Origin of the sequence: Vibrio diabolicus, from assembly GCF_011801455.1 — a bacterium.
GTDB classification, from domain to species: Bacteria; Pseudomonadota; Gammaproteobacteria; order Enterobacterales; family Vibrionaceae; genus Vibrio; species Vibrio diabolicus.
The window spans coordinates 1469477-1491453 of the sequence record NZ_CP042451.1 but is presented as its reverse complement, the minus strand read 5'-3'; the positions used below and the strand labels follow the sequence as shown (position 1 = coordinate 1491453).

26 protein-coding genes are annotated in these 21977 nt (G+C 44.2%); 4 read left to right on the top strand and 22 right to left on the bottom strand.

Going from position 1 to position 21977, the window contains the following annotated elements:
* Positions 1 to 2: 2 nt before the first annotated feature.
* The 19 genes from FR741_RS07385 to FR741_RS07295 form a co-directional block, all read right to left on the bottom strand.
* The gene (locus FR741_RS07385; protein ID WP_164666817.1) at positions 3 to 461 is read right to left on the bottom strand and encodes a CesT family type III secretion system chaperone; all 459 of its coding nucleotides are present in this window, start codon (positions 459 to 461) and stop codon (positions 3 to 5) included.
* A 230-nt stretch (positions 462 to 691) separates the two neighbouring features.
* Positions 692 to 1669, bottom strand: coding sequence for a type III secretion system effector VopR (vopR, locus tag FR741_RS07380; protein WP_048626458.1), 978 nt, complete (start codon positions 1667 to 1669; stop codon positions 692 to 694).
* Positions 1670 to 1679: 10 nt separating this feature from the next.
* Positions 1680 to 2126, bottom strand: coding sequence for a type III secretion system chaperone (locus FR741_RS07375; protein ID WP_233059802.1), 447 nt, complete (start codon positions 2124 to 2126; stop codon positions 1680 to 1682).
* 264 nt (positions 2127 to 2390) lie between these two features.
* A complete protein-coding gene (locus tag FR741_RS07370; RefSeq protein ID WP_167426529.1) occupies positions 2391 to 3554 on the bottom strand; it encodes a VopS family T3SS effector adenosine monophosphate-protein transferase in 1164 nt (387 codons plus the stop codon).
* A 3-nt stretch (positions 3555 to 3557) separates the two neighbouring features.
* Complete coding sequence (locus FR741_RS07365) at positions 3558 to 4043, bottom strand: CesT family type III secretion system chaperone (RefSeq protein WP_233059801.1); 486 nt, start codon at positions 4041 to 4043, stop codon at positions 3558 to 3560.
* A 131-nt stretch (positions 4044 to 4174) separates the two neighbouring features.
* Complete coding sequence (locus FR741_RS07360; protein ID WP_006741524.1) at positions 4175 to 4813, bottom strand: HrpE/YscL family type III secretion apparatus protein; 639 nt, start codon at positions 4811 to 4813, stop codon at positions 4175 to 4177.
* On the bottom strand, positions 4792 to 5457 hold the full coding sequence (vscK, locus tag FR741_RS07355) for a SctK family type III secretion system sorting platform protein VscK (protein ID WP_114322286.1): 666 nt from the start codon (positions 5455 to 5457) through the stop codon (positions 4792 to 4794). The genes FR741_RS07360 and vscK overlap by 22 nt, the downstream gene beginning before the upstream one ends.
* Entirely contained in the window at positions 5450 to 6196 is a 747-nt protein-coding gene (gene sctJ / locus FR741_RS07350; RefSeq protein WP_086015689.1) for a type III secretion system inner membrane ring lipoprotein SctJ, read from the bottom strand. Before sctJ ends, vscK begins: the two co-directional genes overlap by 8 nt.
* Positions 6196 to 6540 (bottom strand): SctI family type III secretion system inner rod subunit VscI, encoded by a 345-nt coding sequence (gene vscI, locus FR741_RS07345; protein ID WP_005377202.1) that lies wholly within the window; start codon positions 6538 to 6540, stop codon positions 6196 to 6198. Before vscI ends, sctJ begins: the two co-directional genes overlap by 1 nt.
* Positions 6541 to 6548: 8 nt before the next feature.
* Entirely contained in the window at positions 6549 to 7184 is a 636-nt protein-coding gene (locus FR741_RS07340; protein ID WP_167426528.1) for a YopR family T3SS polymerization control protein, read from the bottom strand.
* Positions 7181 to 7540, bottom strand: coding sequence for a YscG family type III secretion system chaperone (locus FR741_RS07335; RefSeq protein WP_167426527.1), 360 nt, complete (start codon positions 7538 to 7540; stop codon positions 7181 to 7183). Before FR741_RS07335 ends, FR741_RS07340 begins: the two co-directional genes overlap by 4 nt.
* A gap of 3 nt (positions 7541 to 7543) precedes the next feature.
* Positions 7544 to 7792: a type III secretion system needle filament protein VscF gene (vscF, locus tag FR741_RS07330; RefSeq protein ID WP_167426526.1), complete on the bottom strand. Its 249-nt coding sequence runs from the start codon at positions 7790 to 7792 to the stop codon at positions 7544 to 7546.
* A gap of 17 nt (positions 7793 to 7809) precedes the next feature.
* The gene (locus tag FR741_RS07325; RefSeq protein WP_012841766.1) at positions 7810 to 8013 is read right to left on the bottom strand and encodes an EscE/YscE/SsaE family type III secretion system needle protein co-chaperone; all 204 of its coding nucleotides are present in this window, start codon (positions 8011 to 8013) and stop codon (positions 7810 to 7812) included.
* Positions 8000 to 9301 carry a type III secretion system inner membrane ring subunit SctD gene (gene sctD / locus FR741_RS07320; protein ID WP_167426525.1) on the bottom strand — a complete coding sequence of 434 codons (1302 nt, stop codon included), beginning with the start codon at positions 9299 to 9301 and terminating at the stop codon, positions 8000 to 8002. Before sctD ends, FR741_RS07325 begins: the two co-directional genes overlap by 14 nt.
* Before the next feature lie 5 nt (positions 9302 to 9306).
* On the bottom strand, positions 9307 to 11181 hold the full coding sequence (gene sctC, locus FR741_RS07315; protein WP_408646616.1) for a type III secretion system outer membrane ring subunit SctC: 1875 nt from the start codon (positions 11179 to 11181) through the stop codon (positions 9307 to 9309).
* On the bottom strand, positions 11178 to 11606 hold the full coding sequence (locus tag FR741_RS07310) for a YscB family type III secretion system chaperone (RefSeq protein ID WP_012841763.1): 429 nt from the start codon (positions 11604 to 11606) through the stop codon (positions 11178 to 11180). Before FR741_RS07310 ends, sctC begins: the two co-directional genes overlap by 4 nt.
* A gap of 12 nt (positions 11607 to 11618) precedes the next feature.
* A complete protein-coding gene (locus FR741_RS07305; protein WP_006741518.1) occupies positions 11619 to 12599 on the bottom strand; it encodes a T3SS regulon anti-activator ExsD domain-containing protein in 981 nt (326 codons plus the stop codon).
* Positions 12600 to 12747: 148 nt separating this feature from the next.
* Positions 12748 to 13608 carry a helix-turn-helix transcriptional regulator gene (locus FR741_RS07300; RefSeq protein WP_006741517.1) on the bottom strand — a complete coding sequence of 287 codons (861 nt, stop codon included), beginning with the start codon at positions 13606 to 13608 and terminating at the stop codon, positions 12748 to 12750.
* A 615-nt stretch (positions 13609 to 14223) separates the two neighbouring features.
* On the bottom strand, positions 14224 to 14631 hold the full coding sequence (locus tag FR741_RS07295) for a YscW family type III secretion system pilotin (RefSeq protein ID WP_145531990.1): 408 nt from the start codon (positions 14629 to 14631) through the stop codon (positions 14224 to 14226).
* A gap of 387 nt (positions 14632 to 15018) precedes the next feature.
* Here FR741_RS07295 and exsC point away from each other — a divergent pair, with 387 nt between their 5' ends.
* Together exsC and exsE2 are read left to right on the top strand one after the other, a co-directional pair.
* Positions 15019 to 15465 carry a type III secretion system regulatory chaperone ExsC gene (gene exsC, locus FR741_RS07290; protein WP_167426523.1) on the top strand — a complete coding sequence of 149 codons (447 nt, stop codon included), beginning with the start codon at positions 15019 to 15021 and terminating at the stop codon, positions 15463 to 15465.
* 8 nt (positions 15466 to 15473) lie between these two features.
* Complete coding sequence (gene exsE2 / locus FR741_RS07285) at positions 15474 to 15779, top strand: T3SS regulon translocated regulator ExsE2 (protein WP_167426522.1); 306 nt, start codon at positions 15474 to 15476, stop codon at positions 15777 to 15779.
* A gap of 133 nt (positions 15780 to 15912) precedes the next feature.
* Here the strand turns inward: exsE2 and exaC are convergent, their stop codons facing one another.
* A complete protein-coding gene (gene exaC / locus FR741_RS07280; RefSeq protein WP_167426521.1) occupies positions 15913 to 17433 on the bottom strand; it encodes an acetaldehyde dehydrogenase ExaC in 1521 nt (506 codons plus the stop codon).
* A 239-nt stretch (positions 17434 to 17672) separates the two neighbouring features.
* Between exaC and FR741_RS07275 the strand changes: the two genes are divergently transcribed.
* A complete protein-coding gene (locus FR741_RS07275; protein WP_167426520.1) occupies positions 17673 to 19433 on the top strand; it encodes a sigma-54-dependent Fis family transcriptional regulator in 1761 nt (586 codons plus the stop codon).
* Positions 19434 to 19493: 60 nt separating this feature from the next.
* On the opposite strand, the gene FR741_RS07270 is transcribed toward FR741_RS07275, so the two are convergent.
* The gene (locus tag FR741_RS07270; protein WP_005464410.1) at positions 19494 to 19631 is read right to left on the bottom strand and encodes a hypothetical protein; all 138 of its coding nucleotides are present in this window, start codon (positions 19629 to 19631) and stop codon (positions 19494 to 19496) included.
* 575 nt (positions 19632 to 20206) lie between these two features.
* Between FR741_RS07270 and FR741_RS07265 the strand changes: the two genes are divergently transcribed.
* Positions 20207 to 20410, top strand: a complete 204-nt coding sequence (locus FR741_RS07265; protein WP_005397371.1) for a hypothetical protein — start codon at positions 20207 to 20209, stop codon at positions 20408 to 20410.
* Between the two features lie 82 nt (positions 20411 to 20492).
* Here FR741_RS07265 and gnd read toward each other — a convergent pair whose 3' ends face one another.
* Entirely contained in the window at positions 20493 to 21941 is a 1449-nt protein-coding gene (gene gnd, locus FR741_RS07260; protein ID WP_005397369.1) for a decarboxylating NADP(+)-dependent phosphogluconate dehydrogenase, read from the bottom strand.
* Between the last annotated feature and the right edge of the window lie 36 nt (positions 21942 to 21977).

Here is a 21977-nt window from a genome sequence, read left to right as displayed (position 1 = left end):
TCCTACACACGAAGTGATTGAACATGAGCTTGTTCATGATTAGGGGTGGTTGGAATCGCTTGATCCAACATTGCAAAACGCGCTTGCCACAATTCAGTCTGTTCAATAACCTCATGAAACCAAGCAGTAAGATTCGTCGTGTTTAGGTGCTCAACGGGTTTACGTCCCGCTAAGACAAGCTGTCGACCATTTGGGGCTAAAGCAAGTGCAAGGCTGCCACTACCGATGCCCTGATAATTAGCATGAGCAAGAAGCTCTAAACCTTTTAGTCTTTGTTCGCCCGACCTTTCTAATCCTCCGAACGTCACGGACAACATTAAGTCATCCGTATCTGTCGCGATGAAATACAGCATGTAGCGGTCGTCGACCAGTAGCTGACAACGTTCATTGTCTTCAAAATTCAGTTCGGGTAACTCATTGAGTTGGCAAAACTCCAAGAGCAGTTGTTGAATCGTGTTCATAACTTTTTCCTTTTGTTTCAATAACTCTATTGAACAACGATTGCAGATTGAACGATGTCGGTAATGGCTTTATTTTTGTCACTTTCTCGTCTTCATTGTGAGGTTTTCCGCAGAAGTCTCGCTGTAAAAATGAGTTGCCAGAGTAATCAAAAAGAGCAGTTCAGGGCTGCTCTTTTAATCAAGGTTAGATGATTAGCATTATGTGGTTTCTCACTTCTTTTGCAGAGTGACTAACCCAGTTTATGGCTATCAAAAATGACTTCTGTTGGCGGGAACATATTCGAAACAGGTGGTCGTTGCGCATCTCCAAACATTGGTGCACCGAATGCGGATGTTGCCCAAGGATCAACAATTTTCACATCCTTACTCCATGTTGATGGATCTTTGATATCACTCCCCTCTTGTCGACCAACCAGTACATAAAGGTGTGTACCTGAATGGCCCTTTTTAAACGCAACCACTTCTACTTTAGGCTCACCTTCAGGTGTGCCTGACATGCCTTGAATCATCTCCGCAGCGGCAGCAAAGGCAAATGTAGTACAGCAGCCGGCTTTCGCGTTTTGTACTGCCTTAGCAATGTTCTGTAGAGTGCTTAATTGCGGTGCGGTTCCTCTTTGTGCTGCAGCTTGAACTCCGTTTGCGGACATAGTCGCTCGTTGATCTTGCATGATTCGCGCTTGGTTCGCGTGAAGCGCTTCTAATCTAGGCTTTCCTTTGGTTTCATAAAACTGCGAACCTTTTACACCAAATGTATTTAAGTCTGTACAGGCAAAATCACCAAGCTTTTGAAGGTTAGTTTTATGTTCGTTGATCAGCGCTACACTCGATGAGGTTTTATTCGCTTTAGAAGAAGAGGCCGCCGTTTGTGGGGCTGGCCAATGTGAGCTCGGACCAGACGACAATCTCTCAAGATTTTTCAGACTACCAAGCGTTAACTTGTTTTCACCGTTCAACACATTTTGCAGCATCAACTTCGCAACGTCTTTAGGAATGCCCTGCTTCGTGAGCAGATTCACCACAATGTCTTTCGCTTTATTCTGGTGGCTAATACGCGCGCTGACGCTTTTGTTTTTAGGCGCCCCTTCTTTAACAAAAATATCTTTGCCATTATGCGCTCGAACCTCTTTATCGTCAGCTTGATTTTGTGTCGCCAAATGGGACGTTAACTGACTCAACGAATGCATGTGTGATGTATTAATATTGACCATGTTTGATGCCTTAAACCTGAATAAATGCGTGTACGTCTGTTTGGCTAAAATCTACGACCGTATTGTTCTGAAATAACTGAGCCCATGTATCCACTAGCTCATTCAGTTGAATCATCAAGTTAGCAATGTTGGTGAGTTCACTTTCGGCCGCAATGGCAACCTGAAGAACCACATCTTTAGTGGTTGGATTAACGCAAAACTGCACACCGCCGGTCTCTCGGTATAAGAAGTTGTATTCAAGTAAAACTTGAAGTTTTTCTAACGTAATATCCTCTTGTTCTATGTGCAGGTTTTTAGAAATCAACAACTCGCCTTTTTCCTCCACGAGCAGAACATCGACACTGTTATTTTCAGCAAAATGCAGTGACCACATTTGATCGTCATACGCTGTCACGCGCTCAAGGTTCAGCACTTCTCCCAGTTCAGAGAGAAGCATATTAATCTTTCCTGTATCCATGTTGTGTCCTGTCTAATTTAACATACCTAAGTAGCCTCGAAATATCTGATGCAGCGAGACGACTTGGGTATAACGGCTTATTTAAATAAGCTCATAAGGATAAGAGCGATTTTATGGCGTGATAGACACAAGAGCTTTATTTAAACGTCTCAATTTTATTGCTATTAGCCGTTTTAGCGAGGTAGAAAAATGAGGAGCAAGTTGGATAAAGAAATAAGAAAAGAGCGGCAATCACCGCTCTAAAATTTGAATAGAAGAGAAAAATTACTTGATGCCGTGAAGGCTGTTCTCTGCGTTCATAGCCAAAGGATTGAATGAGTCGTTACGAAGTTCTGCTATCGCGTATAGCATGCGTCCCATGCGACCGTTTCCATCAGTAAACCCGTGATACCCAATGACTCCTGCAAACAAGTGTTTACCCAGATCTTTATCCGCCACTGGGTTTTCTTTCAAAAATCCTTCAATGTGCTGCTTTAGCATCCCCTCACCGCCAATACTTGAAGGCAAAGTACCACCCGAAATATTTGGCCCTCGGTAGTCACGTTCAACATCAGGTACCAATCGAGCGTGTAGCTCTTTTAAGTTGTCCATATTCAATAAGTCTTTACCATTAGACGCGTACTCTTTAAGTAAAGACGTAATGTTTTCGGCATCGTTTCCTTTAGAGTTAGAAGCATTAATGATCCACGCCGCAGCTCGTTCGACATTATCGGTGACGCCACTTTTGTTAAACGCGTCCTCTGCCAGTCCTTCAGCGTATACACCTTGGCTTAGATCGGTGCTTGCTAGACCTTCGATATGGCGTTGCGCCGATTTAAGATGCATCACCTCCATATCAAACACCGCTTGCATTTGATTGATGCTACCTGCTGGATTTTTTTGCGCTGCAGACACACCACCGCCATAGTCTTTTACTACACGTCCAGCAAGCGACTTCGCTGCACTTTCGCCAATCAGTGATGTGAGGTTTTTACCAGAATCGGTTTCTAGCATTGATTCTGTCATTGCTCGCTCCGCTAACTGGTTTAGCTCAGCAGAGTGCGATTGGACCGTTTTGCTATCCAATTTTGCGAATGCATTTAATACATCTGATGCGGTTTTTATGTTTCCATCTTTGAAGAACATTTGTCCATGCTCAACAGAAGAAGCAGCTCGTAAACGCTGAGCTTGGCCTTGCTCATTATCAAATACGGCTTTTGTAAGGGCTTTCGCAACCGATTGTGAGCTGCCTTCGCGAAACAATTTTCCTGTCGCTTCAAAAAATCGCGCTACCGCACCATTAGTAGGATTGGTACGAGTAAATTCTTGGGTCGCTGCGTTGATTTGGTATTCTTTGCCACCAATACTCAGCTTGCCTTCGTTTAGTATCTCGTTGCGAGCTTGCGGCATGGCAACCTGCAATGCGCTAACACTTCCAAAACTGATCATGTTTTAAACCCTTAATGTGGAAAAATGAGTAGTACTCGTTACCGGGACTTCGGTTGTTTTATTGATTACTTTTTGCGTGTTCGCACTTTTTAGCCATTCGATGAAATTCGCTAATGATTCATCAAGAAAAGAAGCAGTTAACAGTTGCTGGTGCAGGTGTGTGAAACCAATGTATCCCGTTTCTGCCTCCCAGAATACCGCTGGAGAGCCTTGCGTTAAGGCATCTTTCATATGTTGACGCAAAACATCATCACTCGGCTTATCGCCTGAAATCAGCCCAATAAGTGTCAGGCGATCTTCTTGTGCGCGAATTGTGATTGCTGTGTTTTGGTCAATGAGTAGATGACAACAATCATCCTCATCAAAAACCAGCGACTCCAGTTGGCAGCGGCTGGCAAAATCTGTCAGTAAAGAAGTTATAAATCCATTAGCCATTCGACTAAATAATCCTATTTTTGTTGTTTTAGAGGCGCTGCTTGGTTGCAACACTTATCAACTAAGCAGCTTTCTTAGGTGTATTCTTAAGGATTTATGGCAGTGAATATTTTAGAAATGGTCGGATTTTTTTTGTTTAAAGGCATTAAAATGAAAAAACTCAGCAAGTGCTGAGTTTTTAAGATTTATTCATGAATCGTAATTTTACGCTCACTGAGCTGCTTCACCATCGCTTGCTTTAATGCATGCAACTGTCCATCAATACTGGCGTCGATGATCCCAACTTCAGTTTCCAGAATGCAGCCTCCATTTTTCAAGCGAGCGTCTGCTACCACGTCAACGTAACCGACTTCAGGGTAATCACTCAATACACCAGCCACCTTTTCCCTCACATCAACAACCTGCTCTGGATGGACATGTAAAATGACCTGCTTTTGGTTGCTCACCAATTGCAACGCTTCTCGCACGACGCTCACCGTGGTATCGACATCATCAAAGGTATCGATGATCTTACGTACCGCTTCCAACACCACGCCTGTCATTTTTTCTTCGACTTGCTGATAGTAATCATTACAACGCGCTAGGGTTTCAACCATCGTTTGCGCATTTTCAATCTTGGCTTGTGCAAGGCCATCTTGATAACCACGTTGTTTTTCGGTTTCGTAGGCTTGTTGGGCATTAGCAATGATGCTTTCAGCTTTGGAGTTCGCGGCTTCAACTAAGTGTTGCGAATCAAGATAACTGGCATAATCTTTCGCTTTCAGCACCTTTAAGCCAGGTGCCAGCTGCAAGTTGTCTGTTTTTATTTCAACAAATGAAACCATTGGGGAATAACCTGTTTTGCGATTTTTTTTGTGAGTCGATACGCCAGATCTCGCTGATCTTTTGCCAACCAGCTAGCCATTTCCGTACTCTCGCTGAGCTGCTGTTCTAGTTTGAATTGCCAACGCAGGACAATGTCTTCTGGCGAGTTAACTAAAACAAACCTTATCCAGGAGTACCCAAGCGCTTGCATTTTTGCTTCAACAGACCGCTCATCCAATGATTCTGGCAACGGATGTTGCCAACCTTGCGGCCAACTGGATAACAACATCGGCCCGTTTTGAATCAAGAACCGAGCGCCTTCCAATCCAAAGACGTTGTTCAGAACCTGTTTCGGATGTTTTAAAACAACGCCTCGCATTGCCACACAATGTAAAGCTCCGCCCACCATCAATACGAGTTGATTCAACGCATCCGCTGGGAGCAACGCCAAGCTATGGCAAGGTTTGTTAAAAGCCGTCTCTGGAACTGGAGATAACGCCCACTCATTTATGCACCATTGGTTAAACATGGGGTTATCTCTCCAACCTTCAATATTTAATAACCAAGGCTGTTTCTGTTCTATCCAACTTTTATGGATGTATTGGCAAGGCGCGTAGTTAAATTGATGTTGTACCTGCGCGAGTGGTGTTTCTGGTTTAACCACGCTTTGTGTTCCTGCGGCACCAAGTAAAAGTAGCGATATTTGAACCGATAAGCGCAGCTACCAAGAACACCAGGATGGCGACAAAATTATTCGCCGTCTCTTTGGTGACCTGAACCGACAAAATGCTTTTAAATTGATTGTTTTGAGTAGCAACTCGTACCTCTGATGAGGGTACCATCACTACGCTGATTCGATCGTAATTCAACCCCTCAATACTGTTGTTCACCAATAATTTGATCTGCGGAACATACGAGTCAAGCGCAATATCCGCCGCATGTTTAATAAACACAGAGGCAGATGCAGGCGTTGGACGCTCTCCTGGACGTAGATCTTGATCTTCCAAAACAACATGAACACGTGCCACCAGCACGCCATCAATTTGAGATAAGGTTGAAGAAAGTTCTTGAGATTTCGCGTACACCAAACGTGCTCGTTCTGCTAATGGCGACGAGATCAAATCGTCTTTGGGAAACACCTCTTTCAATGTAGAAAACTGCTCTCTTGGGTAACCTTTTCGCTTCAGCGCGTCTACAGCGAAGGCGATTTGAGAACTGTCTACCATTAACTTGACGGTGTTGTCTTTGTCAGGTTCTTTTGTTGCAACGACACCTTCGGATAATAAGATCGACAACATCTCATTCCCCTCTTTCTGAGTTACGTTGGTGTACAGCTCGGTCTGACACCCCACCAGAAACAACGTGAGCATGATGAAAACCGCTCTCATTTTATTCATCATCACTATTGTGCCTTCAATAAGGTTTCTACATTTTGTGTGGTTTTACCCACGGTTTTCGCGATCAGCTCTTCTTGAAAAGTAATGCGCGTCAGTGCCCACTGCATTTGCAGTAATTGCGCCGGATCATCACCCACCATCTTCATGTTGTCTTGCAGGTTACTTTTCGCGTTATCGATAGTATTTTTTAACTCGCTGATGTTTTCGAGCAAACCGCCCTCCAAGCCATTATTCGCCTCGGGAACCGACATAGCTTGTTCGAAACGTTCACTTAAACCGTCCTCGACTTGTGCATCCTGCAACTTATCAATGTTGGTTTGCATCACCTCGGTGTACTGCGTGTTTATCATATGTACTCCTAAGACAAATCTAACTTGTGACTATGAGTCACGATGTTTTTCACCATCGCATTTTTTTGAATCATGAAGCTAAGCTCATCACGAACCATGTCCAGTGTTGATGCCATACCAGGTAACGACTTCAACTCAGCCCAGCTGTGCCATAAGGCTTGTTCTTTCTGGGCACCCAGTGGAAAATGCTGCGCCAACATTTCTTTAAGTGCTGCTTTATCGACAGGTGGCTCAGCAATAAGCTGGCCCGAAAAACCCCCTAGCAACTCCTGCTTCAACACCTTTAATAAATCAGCTTGCGGGTGTTCGGTGCCCTTTGCACTCTTCGCCTCATGAAAGGCGTACCACATTGCCTCTCGTTTAACTTGAGGATCGGAGAACGCTTCATTCAACGATGATAAGACGCTTTGTTTACTGACAACGTCTGCGTCTTTTAGTGATTCATACCACGCTTTGATGCCCGCCAATTTCGCTTCTGTTTTCTCTAACGTCTCTTTTGGAGAGGCGTGTGAAGCTTCCGCTTGCTTGGCATTACGCTCCATGAGCACATTCATCTTATCTTCATCGCTCCGCTCATAATGGCGCGACTCCGATTGGCGCAGAGGTTGAGGCTGAAGAGTTAGATTACTTGAATCAACGATCATCCAAGGTTCCTAATGTCCTGAGAAAAGCTTGCAGCAAATGCTTGGCTTTCTTCGCTTCCCTGTGATGCGAGTTCTACCCAACTTTCCGCTTTGCTCAATAAACCAGCTTTGGCGGAAGCAAGGGCCGCTAAACTGATCAGATCTGGATAGGCGTTGCAAAGTGGTTCGAGCAATTGATGAGCCTCTTCGTACAAGCCTTTATTCATGAGGCTCATTGCACGAATCATCACCACGGTCTCTTCAGAACCGGAGCTTGCTTCAAGGCCGTCCGCAATCGTGTTAGCTTCTTGATGACGATGCATACCGGTTGCCATCAGCGCGATTTCAGCCAGCAGTTGGCGCGTTTCTCGTTCCATGCTTTACACCTTCTGGAGAATCGACTGCATCACATCTTTAATCGCACGAGTGGTGGTCGCATTGATATTGTAAACAACAGACCATTTGTTGATCGCGTGCTGAAGCTCGGCAAGCTTTGATGGATCATCGGCATTGGTTTCTAGGTTCTTGATGGCTGCCGTCACTTCTGTGTTGGCATCTTTCGCTTGTTGTTCTAACTTAGTTTTAACATCATCAAGGTTTACACTGTTACTAGCATCGTAAAATGACATAAGACTTCCTCGTATTTTTAGTTCGCTTCGTATGATTCAACGACTGCATGTGCGGCGGTGTAAGCTTCATACTGTTTGAGTAGCAATTGGTACTGCTGTGGTGAGCACCCTAAATCCAACTGACGTTTCACCACCGCTTGTGCTTCTAAGAGCTTGCTCTTAATCTTGTGCACTTCCGCACCGTTTTTGTCGTTATTTAAAATTTGTTCAAGATTTGTCATTGTTCGTCTCGCCCTCGTATCCGAGTTCTATTGTTATCACCCGCCCGCCTTTGACCAGCTCAATGCCAGCAGGCGTAACACTGGATATGCGGTAGCCTTGAGGCGTTCTTGCACCAACCATGTAACGAACGTTATCGGTCAGAATCACATATGGAACCTGACCAAAGTTAACGCTACGAAACGGGAAATCGATGTTGGTGCCTTTACTCACCTTAGGTATGGATTTCAAAACTAAATACGGTTTTTCACCATATTGTTCTCGGAAGTCTCGAGTCACACCGTAAAATCGAGTCGTTTCGATATCATCAAGTTCCCCGCGTACTTCGATGCGATCACCGCTAGTAACCAACTGGACTTTTTTCAGTAGCTCCGCATCCGTCAATAAGGCTTTTAGCGTGTCCATGTAGGCACCCGCTCTTTGCAGTTCAACCTTCCACGCTACGAGGCCCGGTACGTCTCGCTCTAAAATTTGCTCAACTTGGTTCCAGCGGCTTGCATCATCGATATAACCCGTCAGTAACAGTGTGCCCGTCTCATCCCCATTTTCGACTTTCACCTGGTGATAGCCGAGGTTTCGCAAAATAAATCGAACCCCGCGACGGATTTCTTCCATCGTTCTTAAGTCACTTTTGTAATTGATACCTAGTACATCAATTCGACCAAGCAGATCGAGTTTCTGAGTTCGATCTTCAACATAGCCTTCCAAAACCGCTTGGCGTGCGGCGGCATTCCATTCCACACGAACGTCGCTAAGTTTGAGCTCGCCTAAGATATTGCGCACCAAAACAATGGGTTCTGCTTCTGTGACAGTCTCGTTGTTGTTTCCGTTAGCTTGGCTGTACCACATACCAGCAAAAATGACACTCGGGACAAAACTACAAAGCAAGGCGATGAGCGTTGTTTTTTTCCAGCTAGAGCGTTGTACAGCAACAACAGGTGTATCCTGTTCGCTAGATTCGTCGCTGACGTTACTCACGATTAACGCATCTTCTGCGTACCCCAGTGCGAAATTCACAACGCCTACAGAGACAACGGCATGGCGTGACAACTCGATCCCATCATCTTCAACAGAGATGTTTTCACCGTTAATATTTGCCTCTTTGCAGCCTCGTAAAATGACCGAGTCTTGCTGGCAAACCAACGTGAAATGGTTAGCTTCGACCCCAGCATCAGACAGCACGAGATCTGCGATAAAGTCGTCACTGCCAAGCACAAGAGCGCCCTCAGGTAAGGTGACTTCAACTCCGGAATGCACGCCTGATAAAATACGAATTTTCCATTGCTGCATCGCGGTTAAGGCTCCTCTGATGGACGCACACACTCACTTTGTGAGTCATCGCATTCCAATACTTTTACACGCCAACCCTTTTGCCCTGTCGGCAATTGGCACTGCGTCAATTGAGACGACTGTTGCTGTGACAATAAGTCTTGCTGATAGCGCTCTGCTTGAGTCTTTGATGTGCAGCTATACACTTCGACGACCGATTTAAATTCAGCACTGTTGTTGGAAATGTTGTTGAGCTTACCAATGCTTGGTCGCAGATCGTACTCATTACCAATCAACACACTATCGCCAATACCATCCACAACGATTCGCGGTTCTAGAATAAACATGCGCACCGTGCGGCGTTTAGTGTTGGTATTACTTCTAAACAACGCACCTAAATATGGGATGTCTCCCAACAGTGGTACTTTACGTAACTGATGACTCACTTCATCTCGATAAACACCACCGATGAGCAAGCTTTGCCCTTGTTTCACCGTCGCCAAGGTACTGATTTCAGTTTTACGAACGGAAGGAAGGTCGTCGACACCACCATCGGTAATCTTTGCCCCGTCTTCGAGATGAAGGCTCAGATTGATTTCTGGTCGGGCAGCAAACCTGTCACCAACAATACGCGGGACAATTCTCAGTAACGTGCCATACGTGACCTCTTCCAGTGCTGCGGTCTCTTTACCAACCAGCTTGACGTAAAACGTGCTGCTGTTGTTCAGTACCGCTTCGACATTTTCTTGGGTTAACAGTGTTGGTCTTGAAACCACTTGAGCACTGCCTTGAGATTCCAATAATCGGATTTGAGCCAACAGGTAATTCAGATTGGTTGAATCAAGCAAAGACTTAAAATTTTGTCCGCTGCCGAGAGTCACATCACCCGAACTCACATCCCCTGTTGTTTTGATATCAACAATTCGATTATTTCCGACAGACACTCCCGCTCGCCAATCCACGCCTAACTGACTTAAATCGTTGGCACTGATGTCGACAATCGATAATGCAACTTCAATTCTTGATTGCGGTTGGTCCAATTGAGCGACCAGTTTGCGATAGAGCGGTAATCGCGCTTGAGTATCACGAACAATAATCGCATTAAGGCCCGGCTCTGCTTCAACCGTTGCTCCGCCATGAACTGAGGCGGTTTTATTGCTTTTTACAGGCTTATCTGAACTGGTAACTTCTTTACTCGACGCGCTCGTGACTTGAGTTTGAACACCAGACACGACTCGCTTTAAAACCGAGGCGATACCCGGAACCGTAATGGTCTGATCTCGATATGCAATTTCTCTATCCGTTGCAGAAGCGTACTTCAAAGGAATTATTTCAACGAATAACTCGTCGGTTGAATTCGATTTCTGCAGCAGGCGCGTTTCTAATGCTTCGGCCGTTTGTACAACTAAGTCGACATAACGTGGAGGACCTGCAAGATAAACCAACCCTTTACTTTCAGCGGCTCTCCACCCATAGCGCGAATCCCACACTCCAGTGGAAATTAACGTGCTTCGTAGCTCTCTGGCGGTCAATAATTCTAATTGGAGTAAACGTGAGCGCGTTTCTGTCGCCTTATAGACATGTAAGACGGCACCATCGAAATACCACATCAAGTTATAGACTTGCGATAAGTAGTCGAGGAACTCAGCCGGATCATCAGGAGTAAAACGTCCACTCACTCGATCATTAACTTTGTCACTCACCGAAACCGAAACGCGATAGTTTGCGCCAAAGTTATTCAACAACTCTTTTAATGAGTCGTTATCTGCATAGTATCGGAATGGTTGTTCGGGCCAGTATAAGTCTGTTGCTTGTGCGAATCCCAACGGAGCAAAGCTCACAGTACACAACAGTATCTTTGTGGCAGCACGTCTGATGTTCGGAAAGACTTTTCGCATCATGGCAACCACACATTATGATTAATCGTGTGGTTCACGCGCTCGTGCTCCAATAATGCCATATAACGCTCACATAGATTAACGTGCTTAGAAAGCAAAGAAGAGAACAGCTCAATCGAACAGTCCTCGATCCTCACTTTGCTTTGTAAAATCAGCTGCTGATCATCATTCGCTGTTAGTACGCAGCCATCTTCACGGATTGTTTTTAATGAGAGCTGCATGCAACGTTGTAACGCTTGTTCTTGTTGATAATCTAGATGCTCTTTAAACTGGAAGGGTAAAGCCGCTTCCCATAAAAACCATGATGCGTGTTGTTTGATGGTCAGTGACAACTGATCAACCTCGATGTTGTAAGAACCATTTTCTGAGGCAATAAAATCCCCTACCTTTAGCGTTTCCGCTAAAGATTTCATCATCTTATCTAACATTTAACGCCCTATTTAAATCTGGCTGAGGTGATTGCAAGCCTGGCCGCACTGGCCGCTTTGAGTGTCAAAATAGTAGTGATCGATGTCGCCAACAATTTGCATGCTCTTGAACCACTGCCATACTTTCGCAACCGCATTTTGGTCGTTGTAAACCACATCACATGCATCCCAGACTTCGTTCAGCTCAGGAGCTTCAAGTCGAACTTCCGAACACCACTTTTTCCACTCAGAGATAAACTGAGCAGTCGTAGAAGTGTACTCTGCGAACCCTTTAAGCTCGTCTAGGGACGGTTGCCACTTCTCAATTAACGAACGATGACATTCAATCACTTGCATCTGTTGTTCGCTCAACGTCCCGAGTTGATCTTTCAACTGGTGTTGTTGGCGCTCAATTAAATCGAGCTGCTGTTGCACAAACACCGCACTGGTGTCCTCTCCCGATAGTTTCGACCAATATTCCTTTTGAATATCGAGCTGATTGATAAGCTGTTCCACTTTAATGGAGGCATGCAAAGCGCTTTGATCAACTTGACGGTTAATCCACTCGTTTAGCGATAAATGAAAACAAAGCATCAACGTTTTTGGTACCGCTAAATTGAAGCGAAACCCAAGACGCGCGTTGATGTATTCCAGTCTTTGTTCAAAGGTCACGAGTGTGCGGCTATCACTGAGCTGCGACCCAATTTCCAAAAATAAACGCATGGCGAATCGGTCAAGCGACGCACCGAGCTTTTGATACGTTTTCACCAACTGGCTTGCGCACAGGCTGTCGACGACGCTTCTATCCAACAAGCGCTGAAGTAAAGATAACTGTTCATAATTAATGACGCCTTCACTCAACAATTGTCGGTGATTGACGTGCACAACATTGAAATCCTGCGTTGATCTAGAAGCACTTTCATATCGAGCTCCTCTCTGCAAAACAGTCACTTTCCGTTGTGTCACAATGCTGTCTGGAAAAAGCGAACGGCGTCGCCAATGCTGCTTTTTCATTTATGTTCGTCTCCGCACCCCTCTCGAACGATCCAGAAAGAAAGAGGTGTAATAATTTTTAATCGTTCGTTGTTACATGACGCATAATAGAATTTACGCTGATGAGTGACTTTCAAAATTAGTCAGAAAATTTTAGTCCCAAGTCATTTCATTTCGCGATAGCTACTTGATCGTCTCCCGAACGTACACGGCTTGGCGTCGTTCCAAAACGACGGCGGTAACTCTGCGTAAAGTAAGACTGACTAGAAAACCCAGCCTCCATCGCCACATCCACGATGCTCATCTTGCTCGTCAACAGGAGTTTATGAGCGTGCAACAGTCGGCGCTCACTGATCCAAGCTCTTGGAGAAATGCCATAGTGCTCATTAAATAGCTCTTTAAAAGTCGTTAAGCTAGCACCAAACTCTTGCGCATAGTCAGTCAACTTCCACTCTTTGAGATAATGTTGTTCCATAAATCGACGTAACCGTTCCGATGTTCGGTTAGTTTGTTGTGACAGCAACGCATAGAGTGATTCTCCCCCTTTGCCGTGCAGCAAAAGAATGAGTAACTCTTCATATTTTAGGCACATGATCGCATCTGGATACGCCTGTTGCTCAAGCGTCTGCATGCTGGAAAGCACTTGCTCTACGAGTATGTTCAAACCAAAAGTAAACAAGCCAGAACAAACTTTATCTACCTTGGGCAGCATCATCAAAAGATCACTGTGCTTTTGTAATAGCTGGCTAACGAGTTCGTTGTCGTAGGTTATAATCGACGCTTTGTATGCCCCGTCTAAGGGCGAGTACTCGAATAAGTAATCCCCTTGGGATAGAAACACCCCGTTTTCTGCCGCAACATCGATTGTGCAATCACCTGTTTGAACTCGAAGCTGACCATTGTGAACGACAACAATGTGAGATTGGTCTGAGTGAAATACTTCGTCAGATTTTTCATAGCGGGAAAAACTACGAATTTTTCGCGAGCTCGAGCCGACCTTTTCTGTGTTTAGTTGGCCTGACACATCCATTTTCTACCCTTCATTATTTTGAGTTTCTCAGTACGAGTGTTGAGAAACTTTCAAAGCAATACTTTGATTGTTGTTATTTCTAAGTACTGCTATATCAATTAAAGAAGCAAAGAAAAGAGCATAGAAGTTCATATCACTTACCATACCCCCCGAATAATTAGCGAATATCCTAAGCATTACCCTTACCTAAAGGTAAAAGTTTATCTTAGTAAACTCTGCTGTCCGTCTTTATTATTTTTATCAGATAGCGTTTATTATTAGCCAAAACTTAAATATCATTTCGTTATTAAAGTTTAGGATTTTTGTTATACATTAGAATAAAATTAAATAGATTATGGTATCGTTTATCGAACAAACTGAAATTTCCAAAATCTTAAAATTGTATATTTTATAGCCTAAAACGCCAAGCCAACGTGTTCAAGGAGCGAGATATAATCATAAAGAATGCTATTTTTGCAACAAGTATAAGTCTAAAAAACAACTGACCCGATGACTTAAACCATGTGATTAATGTTTGTAAAAAACAACAAAACTTTCACAACAGGAAAGTGCAAATCTTTATTTTTAATAATTTAGTAAGGTCTAATTAAATGTAACCGATTACTTTTCATCTGGTTATTTTTTTGGCACGAGCATCAAATTTTCCTGCTTTCCCTCCACTGAAAATAAATAGTTCTTTTCTTTTTCCGCTACAAGTTCCCCATTCGAGTATAGCTTTCCAATTATCTTCATGTTTCCGTCACCAGCTTGAATCGGTGCAATTAAAAATGAATACTGTACGGGTAATTGAACGCCTTGGTAGTGCTGCGACGCAGACCTAAGGCACTGATTTTCAATTACTTTGCATATCTCCACATCAAGAGACGTAATCGAAGGTGGAAAGTATCCATCGACAGAAACCCAACCATAGAGTGTCGCCTGACTCTTTGTGTCAAAGCTACCTTCCCTTACAATCGGCACAGATTGACTACACCCACTTAGTAGGAATAGTCCGACAAAACCAGCCCACATAGAATTGTTCATTATGACACCATAAACTTATTTTATAGACTTAGTTCATTTTAATTTCACACAATTCTTTATGTAAAAATATAAAAGATCAACTTATATTTATACTACAAGTGGACAATAAATCGCATTCTTCAACAACACATATTTAACATTAGATTTAATTTAACTCATCGTGACTGCACCTTAATACACTTTCAATTAGGCGGGTATATTAGAGAACAAAGATATTTAAATATCTAAGAAGCACCACAATATGCATCAGAGCACATTTGTTATCGCTGTTCTATTTAGCTCACCGAAATTAAAAACCAAAATATAATAACAACCGACCAATATTGATAAACATGAAGAGATACATCTAATATTTTCCTTGATAAAATTTCAAAAGGGACTATTCCTATGTCAGCACGCCAAACTATCGATGAGATTTTGCTAAAGTTTGCTCATCAAATAGGCTTGCCTGCACTGCATCTAACGGAAAATGAAGTAAGCTTAGCGTTTGATGATAATCTAATAGTGCATATCATCTTTCATCCTGAATCGACAACCCTCCAGCTCGAAGCTGAGATTGTTGGTCTTCAAATCGTTAATTCCGATCTCTATCGTTCTTTCCTAGCCTTTAATTATCACTGGCCTGAGCATCAATTATTCTTTAGTTTAGATAATCATCGACATGTACTCTGTTTAAACCGACTCATTAACATTAAGCGACTGGATTATGAGTATTTTGAAACTGCTTTGGCGGAATTGTTGACGCAAAGTGAGTCGTGGGAGTCGTTATTGTCTGCTCATGTCGCCACTGCTGAGGTAGCTCCGATGCCACAAACTTTAGACTTAAGAGTTTAGGTGTCTCTATGTCCAACGACATCCAATCTAAATACACTAACTTACCGGTTCATGAAGTAAAGCAAGCACAGCAAAGTGATGCTCTGCCACAAGGAACGTTTCATGGCCGCAAAGTGACCCTACTCTCTTCATCAGAAAGCAGTTTGGCTCGAATGAGCTCTAAAAGAGAACTTAGCGAATGTTTCAACCAGTTTGCGAGTCTTGAGTCTTGTAGTCGCGTCTTGGGTTTTGATCAGCAGTTTAGTCTTGAAAAGCAAAACACCGCGGTCGAAAAACTACTTGAACGAAAAGTGACCGTAATTCAACGTTCCTGAGCACGCAATATAGATGGGTTCAAAATATAAATTTCACGTACATACACCCTCCCACCCGCAAGCCCATGCAATAAAAAACCCCGAAGGCTCGGGGTTTTGGTTAGTACTGCTTTTTCTTTGTTAACTACTTCATTTAGAAGAAGCCTAGTGGATCAACACTGTAGCTAATCAATAGGTTTTTCGTATTTTGGTAGTGATCCAGCATCATCTTATGTGTTTCACGTCCAATACCTGACTTTTTATAGCCACCGAACGCAGCGTGTGCAGGGTAAGCGTGGTAACAGTTAATCCAGATTCGACCAGCTTCGATATTACGGCCCATACGATATGCGACGTTCGCATCACGAGTCCAAACGCCTGCGCCTAAGCCATATTCGGTGTCGTTCGCGATTTCTAATGCTTCCGCTTCATCTTTAAACTTAGTGATAGCAATCACTGGGCCAAAGATCTCTTCTTGGAAAATACGCATCTTATTGTGGCCTTCCAACATCGTTGGCTGAATGTAGTAACCCTGATTGATTGACTCTGGCTGTTCAGATACGCCACCACCAAAGACCACTTTTGCGCCTTCTTCACGGCCGATTTCGAGGTAACTTAAAATCTTATCAAACTGTTCTTGAGAAGCCTGAGCACCAACTTGAGTATCGGTATCGAGCGGGTTACCTTGCTTGATTAACTGCGCCCGTTCCGTCAATTTCTCTACAAACTTATCGTAAATCGCTTCATGAACTAATACACGAGATGGACAGGTACAAACTTCGCCTTGGTTGAAGAAGCCAAGTAGCGTACCTTCGATACACTTGTCGAGGTACTCATCTTCGTAATCGAAAACATCTGAGAAGTAGATGTTTGGAGATTTACCACCCAACTCAACAGTCGAAGGGATCAAGTTGTCCGCCGCACATTTTAGAATGTGATTGCCAACTTGTGTTGAGCCCGTAAATGCGAGTTTCGCAATGCGGTTGCTGGTTGCTAACGCTTGGCCTGCTTCTGAACCAAAACCATTAACAACGTTGATGACGCCCGGTGGCAGTAGATCACCGATCTTTTCCATAAGAACCAGAATCGACGTTGGCGTTTGTTCTGCTGGCTTCAATACCACACAACAACCTGCCGCAAGTGCTGGTGCCAGTTTCCAAGCCGCCATCAACATTGGGAAGTTCCATGGAATAATTTGACCAACCACGCCAATCGGCTCCGGGAAGTGGTAGCTTGCTGTGTGCTCATCCAGCTCCGCCGCACTGCCTTCTTGCGCGCGAATGCAGCCAGCAAAGTAACGGAAATGATCCACCACCAAAGGTAAATCCGCAGCCAAGGTTTCACGAACTGGTTTGCCGTTTTCCCATGTTTCTGCAACTGCAAGTTCTTCTAAATGCTGTTCGATACGATCAGCGATTTTCAGCAAGATGTTAGAGCGTTCAGTCACACTGGTTTTCGCCCATTTTGCTTTGATGTTGTGTGCCGCATCCAATGCTAAGTTGATATCCGCCTCGCCAGAACGAGCAACTTTACAATACGCTTGTCCGTTGATTGGTGAGATATTATCAAAGTACTCACCGCCCGTTGGTTTTACCCATTCCCCACCGATAAAGTTATCGTAATGCGATTTGAAATTAACGATGGCATTTTCACTACCTGGCTGTGCATAGATCATAACTCTTCCTTTTGTTTCTCGTTCAATGTGTTATTGCAGTGTCGTATCGCACTGTTCACAAAGAGCATTACGCAAGTCACACGCCAACTACACCACACTTGTTGTTAATTAAATGTAAAACTATGATTACCAAGCGATAACAAACCAAGTGAGCGATGTTTGAGCGGATGTATGGTGTGAACACCAATGTTCAAGTGTTCCAAAATGGCACACCCTCACTGTGACAAAATGGTACAGTCATGGAACTTCAACACATTAGCGATAACAATTGGCTTTCAACTTCATGGATCCGAAGTGAACAGGCGGGTTTAAAACAGCGTCGACGCCCTGAAGATATTCGAGTGACACCAGCGACACTTCAAGATAGGCGTCACCAACTCAACTTCTTATTGGAAACCGTCACCCAGTTTGCTCTCCCGCTGTTTAATCAGCTTTTTGCTCATAGTGACAGCCGCTTAATTCTGACGGATGCCGACGGCGTCATCATCGGCAGTTGGGGACAACCTAAGTTCCGCGAGAAGTTGACCGAAATTGCGCTAAGCTCTGGTGCGTGCTGGCAAGAAAAGGTCAAAGGCACCAACGCGATTGGGACTGCGATAGTTGAAGCAAAACCGGTCTCAGTCATCGGCGATCAACACTTCATCCAACATCATCGTTTTATTAGCTGCTCGGCCAATCCTATTTTCGATCATCTTGGCCATTTGATTGGCGTGCTAGATATCACCAGCGAACAAAAGAAACATGATTTCTCAACGCAAGTGCTGGTACAGAACATGGTTCAGCAAGTTGAAAATCAATTGCTTAACTTGATTCCACAAGGGCATATTCGTGTGGATTTGGCGTGTGAAAAAGGCTTACTAAACAGTGGATGGCAAGGCATTATCATCGCTAATGAAGATGGACAGATTCTCGCACACAACCAAGTTGCTTCTCAGCTCCTCGCGCAACAAAACGTCATCGGGCAATCGCTCGACGACATTCTTTCTATCCAAAATGCCGACCATCCTTTCGTGTTCAAAACAAAGCCGTTGACCGACAAAAAAGTGAAGTCTCGTTCCGTTACCGCTTCCAATGATCTGCATTACGGCGATTCTACTGTCGAACATTGCTGGCAACAAGCCAATCGCGTTATCGATAAAGACATCAGCTTACTGATTCTCGGAGAAACTGGGGTTGGTAAAAATGAGTTTGTGAAAGCGCTACATAAAAACAGCCAGAGAAAAACGGGGCCGTTGGTTTCCGTCAACTGTGGCGCACTACCGAAAGATTTGGTTGAGTCCGAATTGTTTGGCTACGTAGCTGGTGCATTTACTGGCGCAAACAGCAAAGGCTATCAGGGAAAAATTCGCCAAGCACACAAAGGGATTTTGTTTCTGGATGAAATCGCAGATTTACCCTTGGAAGCTCAAAGCCGTTTACTGCATGTATTGCAAGATAAAACCGTGCTTCCTGTGGGTTCAAACCAAAGTGTTCAAGTCGATACGCAAATCATTGCGGCCACACATAAAGATCTCGAGAGCTTGGTTAGCGAAGGATTGTTCCGTCAAGACTTATACTATCGCCTCAATGGTTTGATCATCGAATTGCCTCGCTTCGAAGAGCGAGATGATAAGCAACAACTGATCGAGAATATTCATCGACGTCACGCTGAATCTGAACAACAACTCTGTCCTCACCTATTTTCTCTGCTGCTTTCTTACTCTTGGCCAGGAAACTTGCGTGAACTCGATAGTTTAATCAAAGTATCCGCGTTAATGGCGCAAGGTGAAGAAACGTTAGAGCTCGCTCACGTACCGACTCACTTGAGTAAGAAACTCAGCCAAGCTCAAGACGTAACAACCTCTGCCGAACCCACGTTAGAACTGCGTGCAACCGTCGAAGACAAACTGCTCAAAACATATCAAGCCAATCAGGGGAACATCAGCAAAACATCTCGCATGCTTGGCGTCAGTCGAAATACGATTTATAGAAAGCTGAAAAGCCTCGGCATATTGGGTTAATCCATAACCTCAGATACAAAAAGAGCACCTTTGCGGTGCTCTTTCTATTTGAAACCTAGCTTACAGGCCGCCTTGTTGTTGAGCCTGTTTTACTAATGCCTGACGTTGAGTTTCCTTCTCAGAGATCACTTGGTTGTCCTTGTGTATTTCCTGATCCAATTCTGCCGGAATGAAAACAAAGTACTTGTTAAGAGTCATCTTAGAACCTCAATTTGTTGTGTTAATCACCTTCTTGGTCAACGTAAACAACACCAGAAAAACACGTTTTACTGGATCCTTGTTGCTGGTTTCAAAAAATAGAGGATGTTCATTTATTAAACATCCTCCATGTGGGCGCTAATTATAGGCGTAGTTCAAAGGCTTACCTAGCACTCTTTTTCGCCTTTCTTGCAACCTTAGTTTCACTCTCAAACCTGATGCAATCACACATATTCAATAAAGTACTGTTAAACAAAGAAAAGTGATTTTCATCGTGACTGATAATGAGGATGAGCTTCCCGGAATTATTGACTTGAAATTACGCCTAGTAAACTCGAAGGCTGCAATAATAGCGTTAAAAGGCCTTAATCCGCACAGCAAAAACTTTGAAGTGATAGACAAATGCATTCATATATTTGTAAAGCCGTTTATGGATTTGTCTACCAGTTCAATATTTCACCTTTTTTGAGAAATCTTTAGCCGCTTTTTTGTGTGAAACGCCCAAAAAGAACAGACAATCAAAGTGTGGTATATGACCACACTTGTCTATCCCCACTCCGCTTTGGGAGGCGTTTATGAAAAGTAGCAAACTTGGCCATGTGATGTCTTTCAGCAGAATGTTTTCCTTCATTGCGTTTTTGACGGCTACATTCGCATGGATTCTCAGCATGTATGCCCTATTTACTGTTTCTGTAGTAGCTCTTGTGGTCAGCGCAATTCTCTACCTCAAAGACAGGTTTTATCAAAACAAGAAAACGACCACTGAAAAGAGCGCCTAGGCGCTCTTTAAGTTTCATAAAGCCAGACACAAAAAAGGATGCTTAGGCATCCTTTTATACTTAGTCGATTTACTTAAAACGATTACACGTCGTAAGTTGTAGACGCTGTGTCACCGCCTGTACCTGTCCAGTTAGTGTGGAAGAATTCACCACGCTCACGGTCGATACGCTCGTAAGTGTGAGCACCGAAGTAGTCACGTTGAGCTTGCAGTAGGTTCGCAGGTAGACGAGCTGTTGTGTAACCGTCTAGGAACGTTAGTGCAGAAGTCGTACATGGCATTGGGATGCCTGCTTCTAGAGACTTAGCCGCCACTTTACGCCATGCTACTAGGCTGTTTTGTAGGATGCCTTTGAAGTAATCATCAGAGCCTAGGAATGCTAGTTCTGGATTCGCTTCGTATGCATCACGGATGTTGCCTAGGAACGCAGAACGGATGATACAACCACCACGCCACATAAGAGCAACGTTACCGTAGTTTAGATCCCAGCCATTTTCGTTCGACGCTTCGCGCATTAGCATGAAGCCTTGAGCGTAAGAGATGATCTTAGACGCTAGAAGCGCTTGACGTAGTGCGTCAACCCACTCTTGCTTATCACCTTCAACTGGTGTGATTGTCTTACCGAACAGTTTCTCAGCTTCAACACGTTGATCTTTCAGTGCAGATAGACAGCGAGAGAATACAGACTCAGAGATTAGCGTTAGAGGAATACCAAGGTCTAGAGCGTTGATACCCGTCCATTTACCTGTACCTTTTTGGCCAGCAGTGTCTAGGATTTTCTCAACTAGAGGCTCACCGTCTTCGTCTTTGTAGCCAAGGATGTCAGCCGTAATTTCAACAAGGTAGCTGTTTAGCTCAGTGTTGTTCCACTCAGCGAATACCGCTTGCATCTCGTCTGCAGACATACCAAGACCGTCTTTCATGAACTGGTAAGCTTCTGTGATCAGCTGCATGTCGCCGTATTCGATGCCATTGTGTACCATCTTAACGAAGTGGCCCGCACCGTCGTTACCAACCCAGTCACAACAAGGCTCACCTGCATCAGTTTTTGCAGAGATACCTTGGAAGATTGGCTTAACCGCTTCCCAAGCTTCTGGAGCGCCGCCAGGCATGATTGATGGGCCAAAACGTGCACCTTCTTCACCACCAGATACGCCAGTACCGATGAAGTGGATGCCTTTTTCGCGTAATGCTGCAACGCGACGGTTTGTATCTGGGTAGTTTGTGTTACCACCGTCGATGATGATGTCGCCCTTATCTAGTAGAGGGACTAGCGCGTCGATGAATTTGTCTACCACATCACCTGCGCGAACCATTAGCATCACTTTACGTGGCGTTTCTAGCTTCTCTACTAGTTCTTCTAGAGAGTATGCACCGATGATGTTCGTGCCTTTCGCTGGACCTTCCAGGAACTCGTCTACTTTAGCAGCAGTACGGTTGTGAGCGACCACTTTGAAGCCGTGATCGTTCATGTTTAGGATAAGGTTTTGACCCATTACCGCTAGGCCAATTACACCGATATCACCTTTCATTGTTTCTCTCCAATTTTGTTTCATTGACGAGCAGCG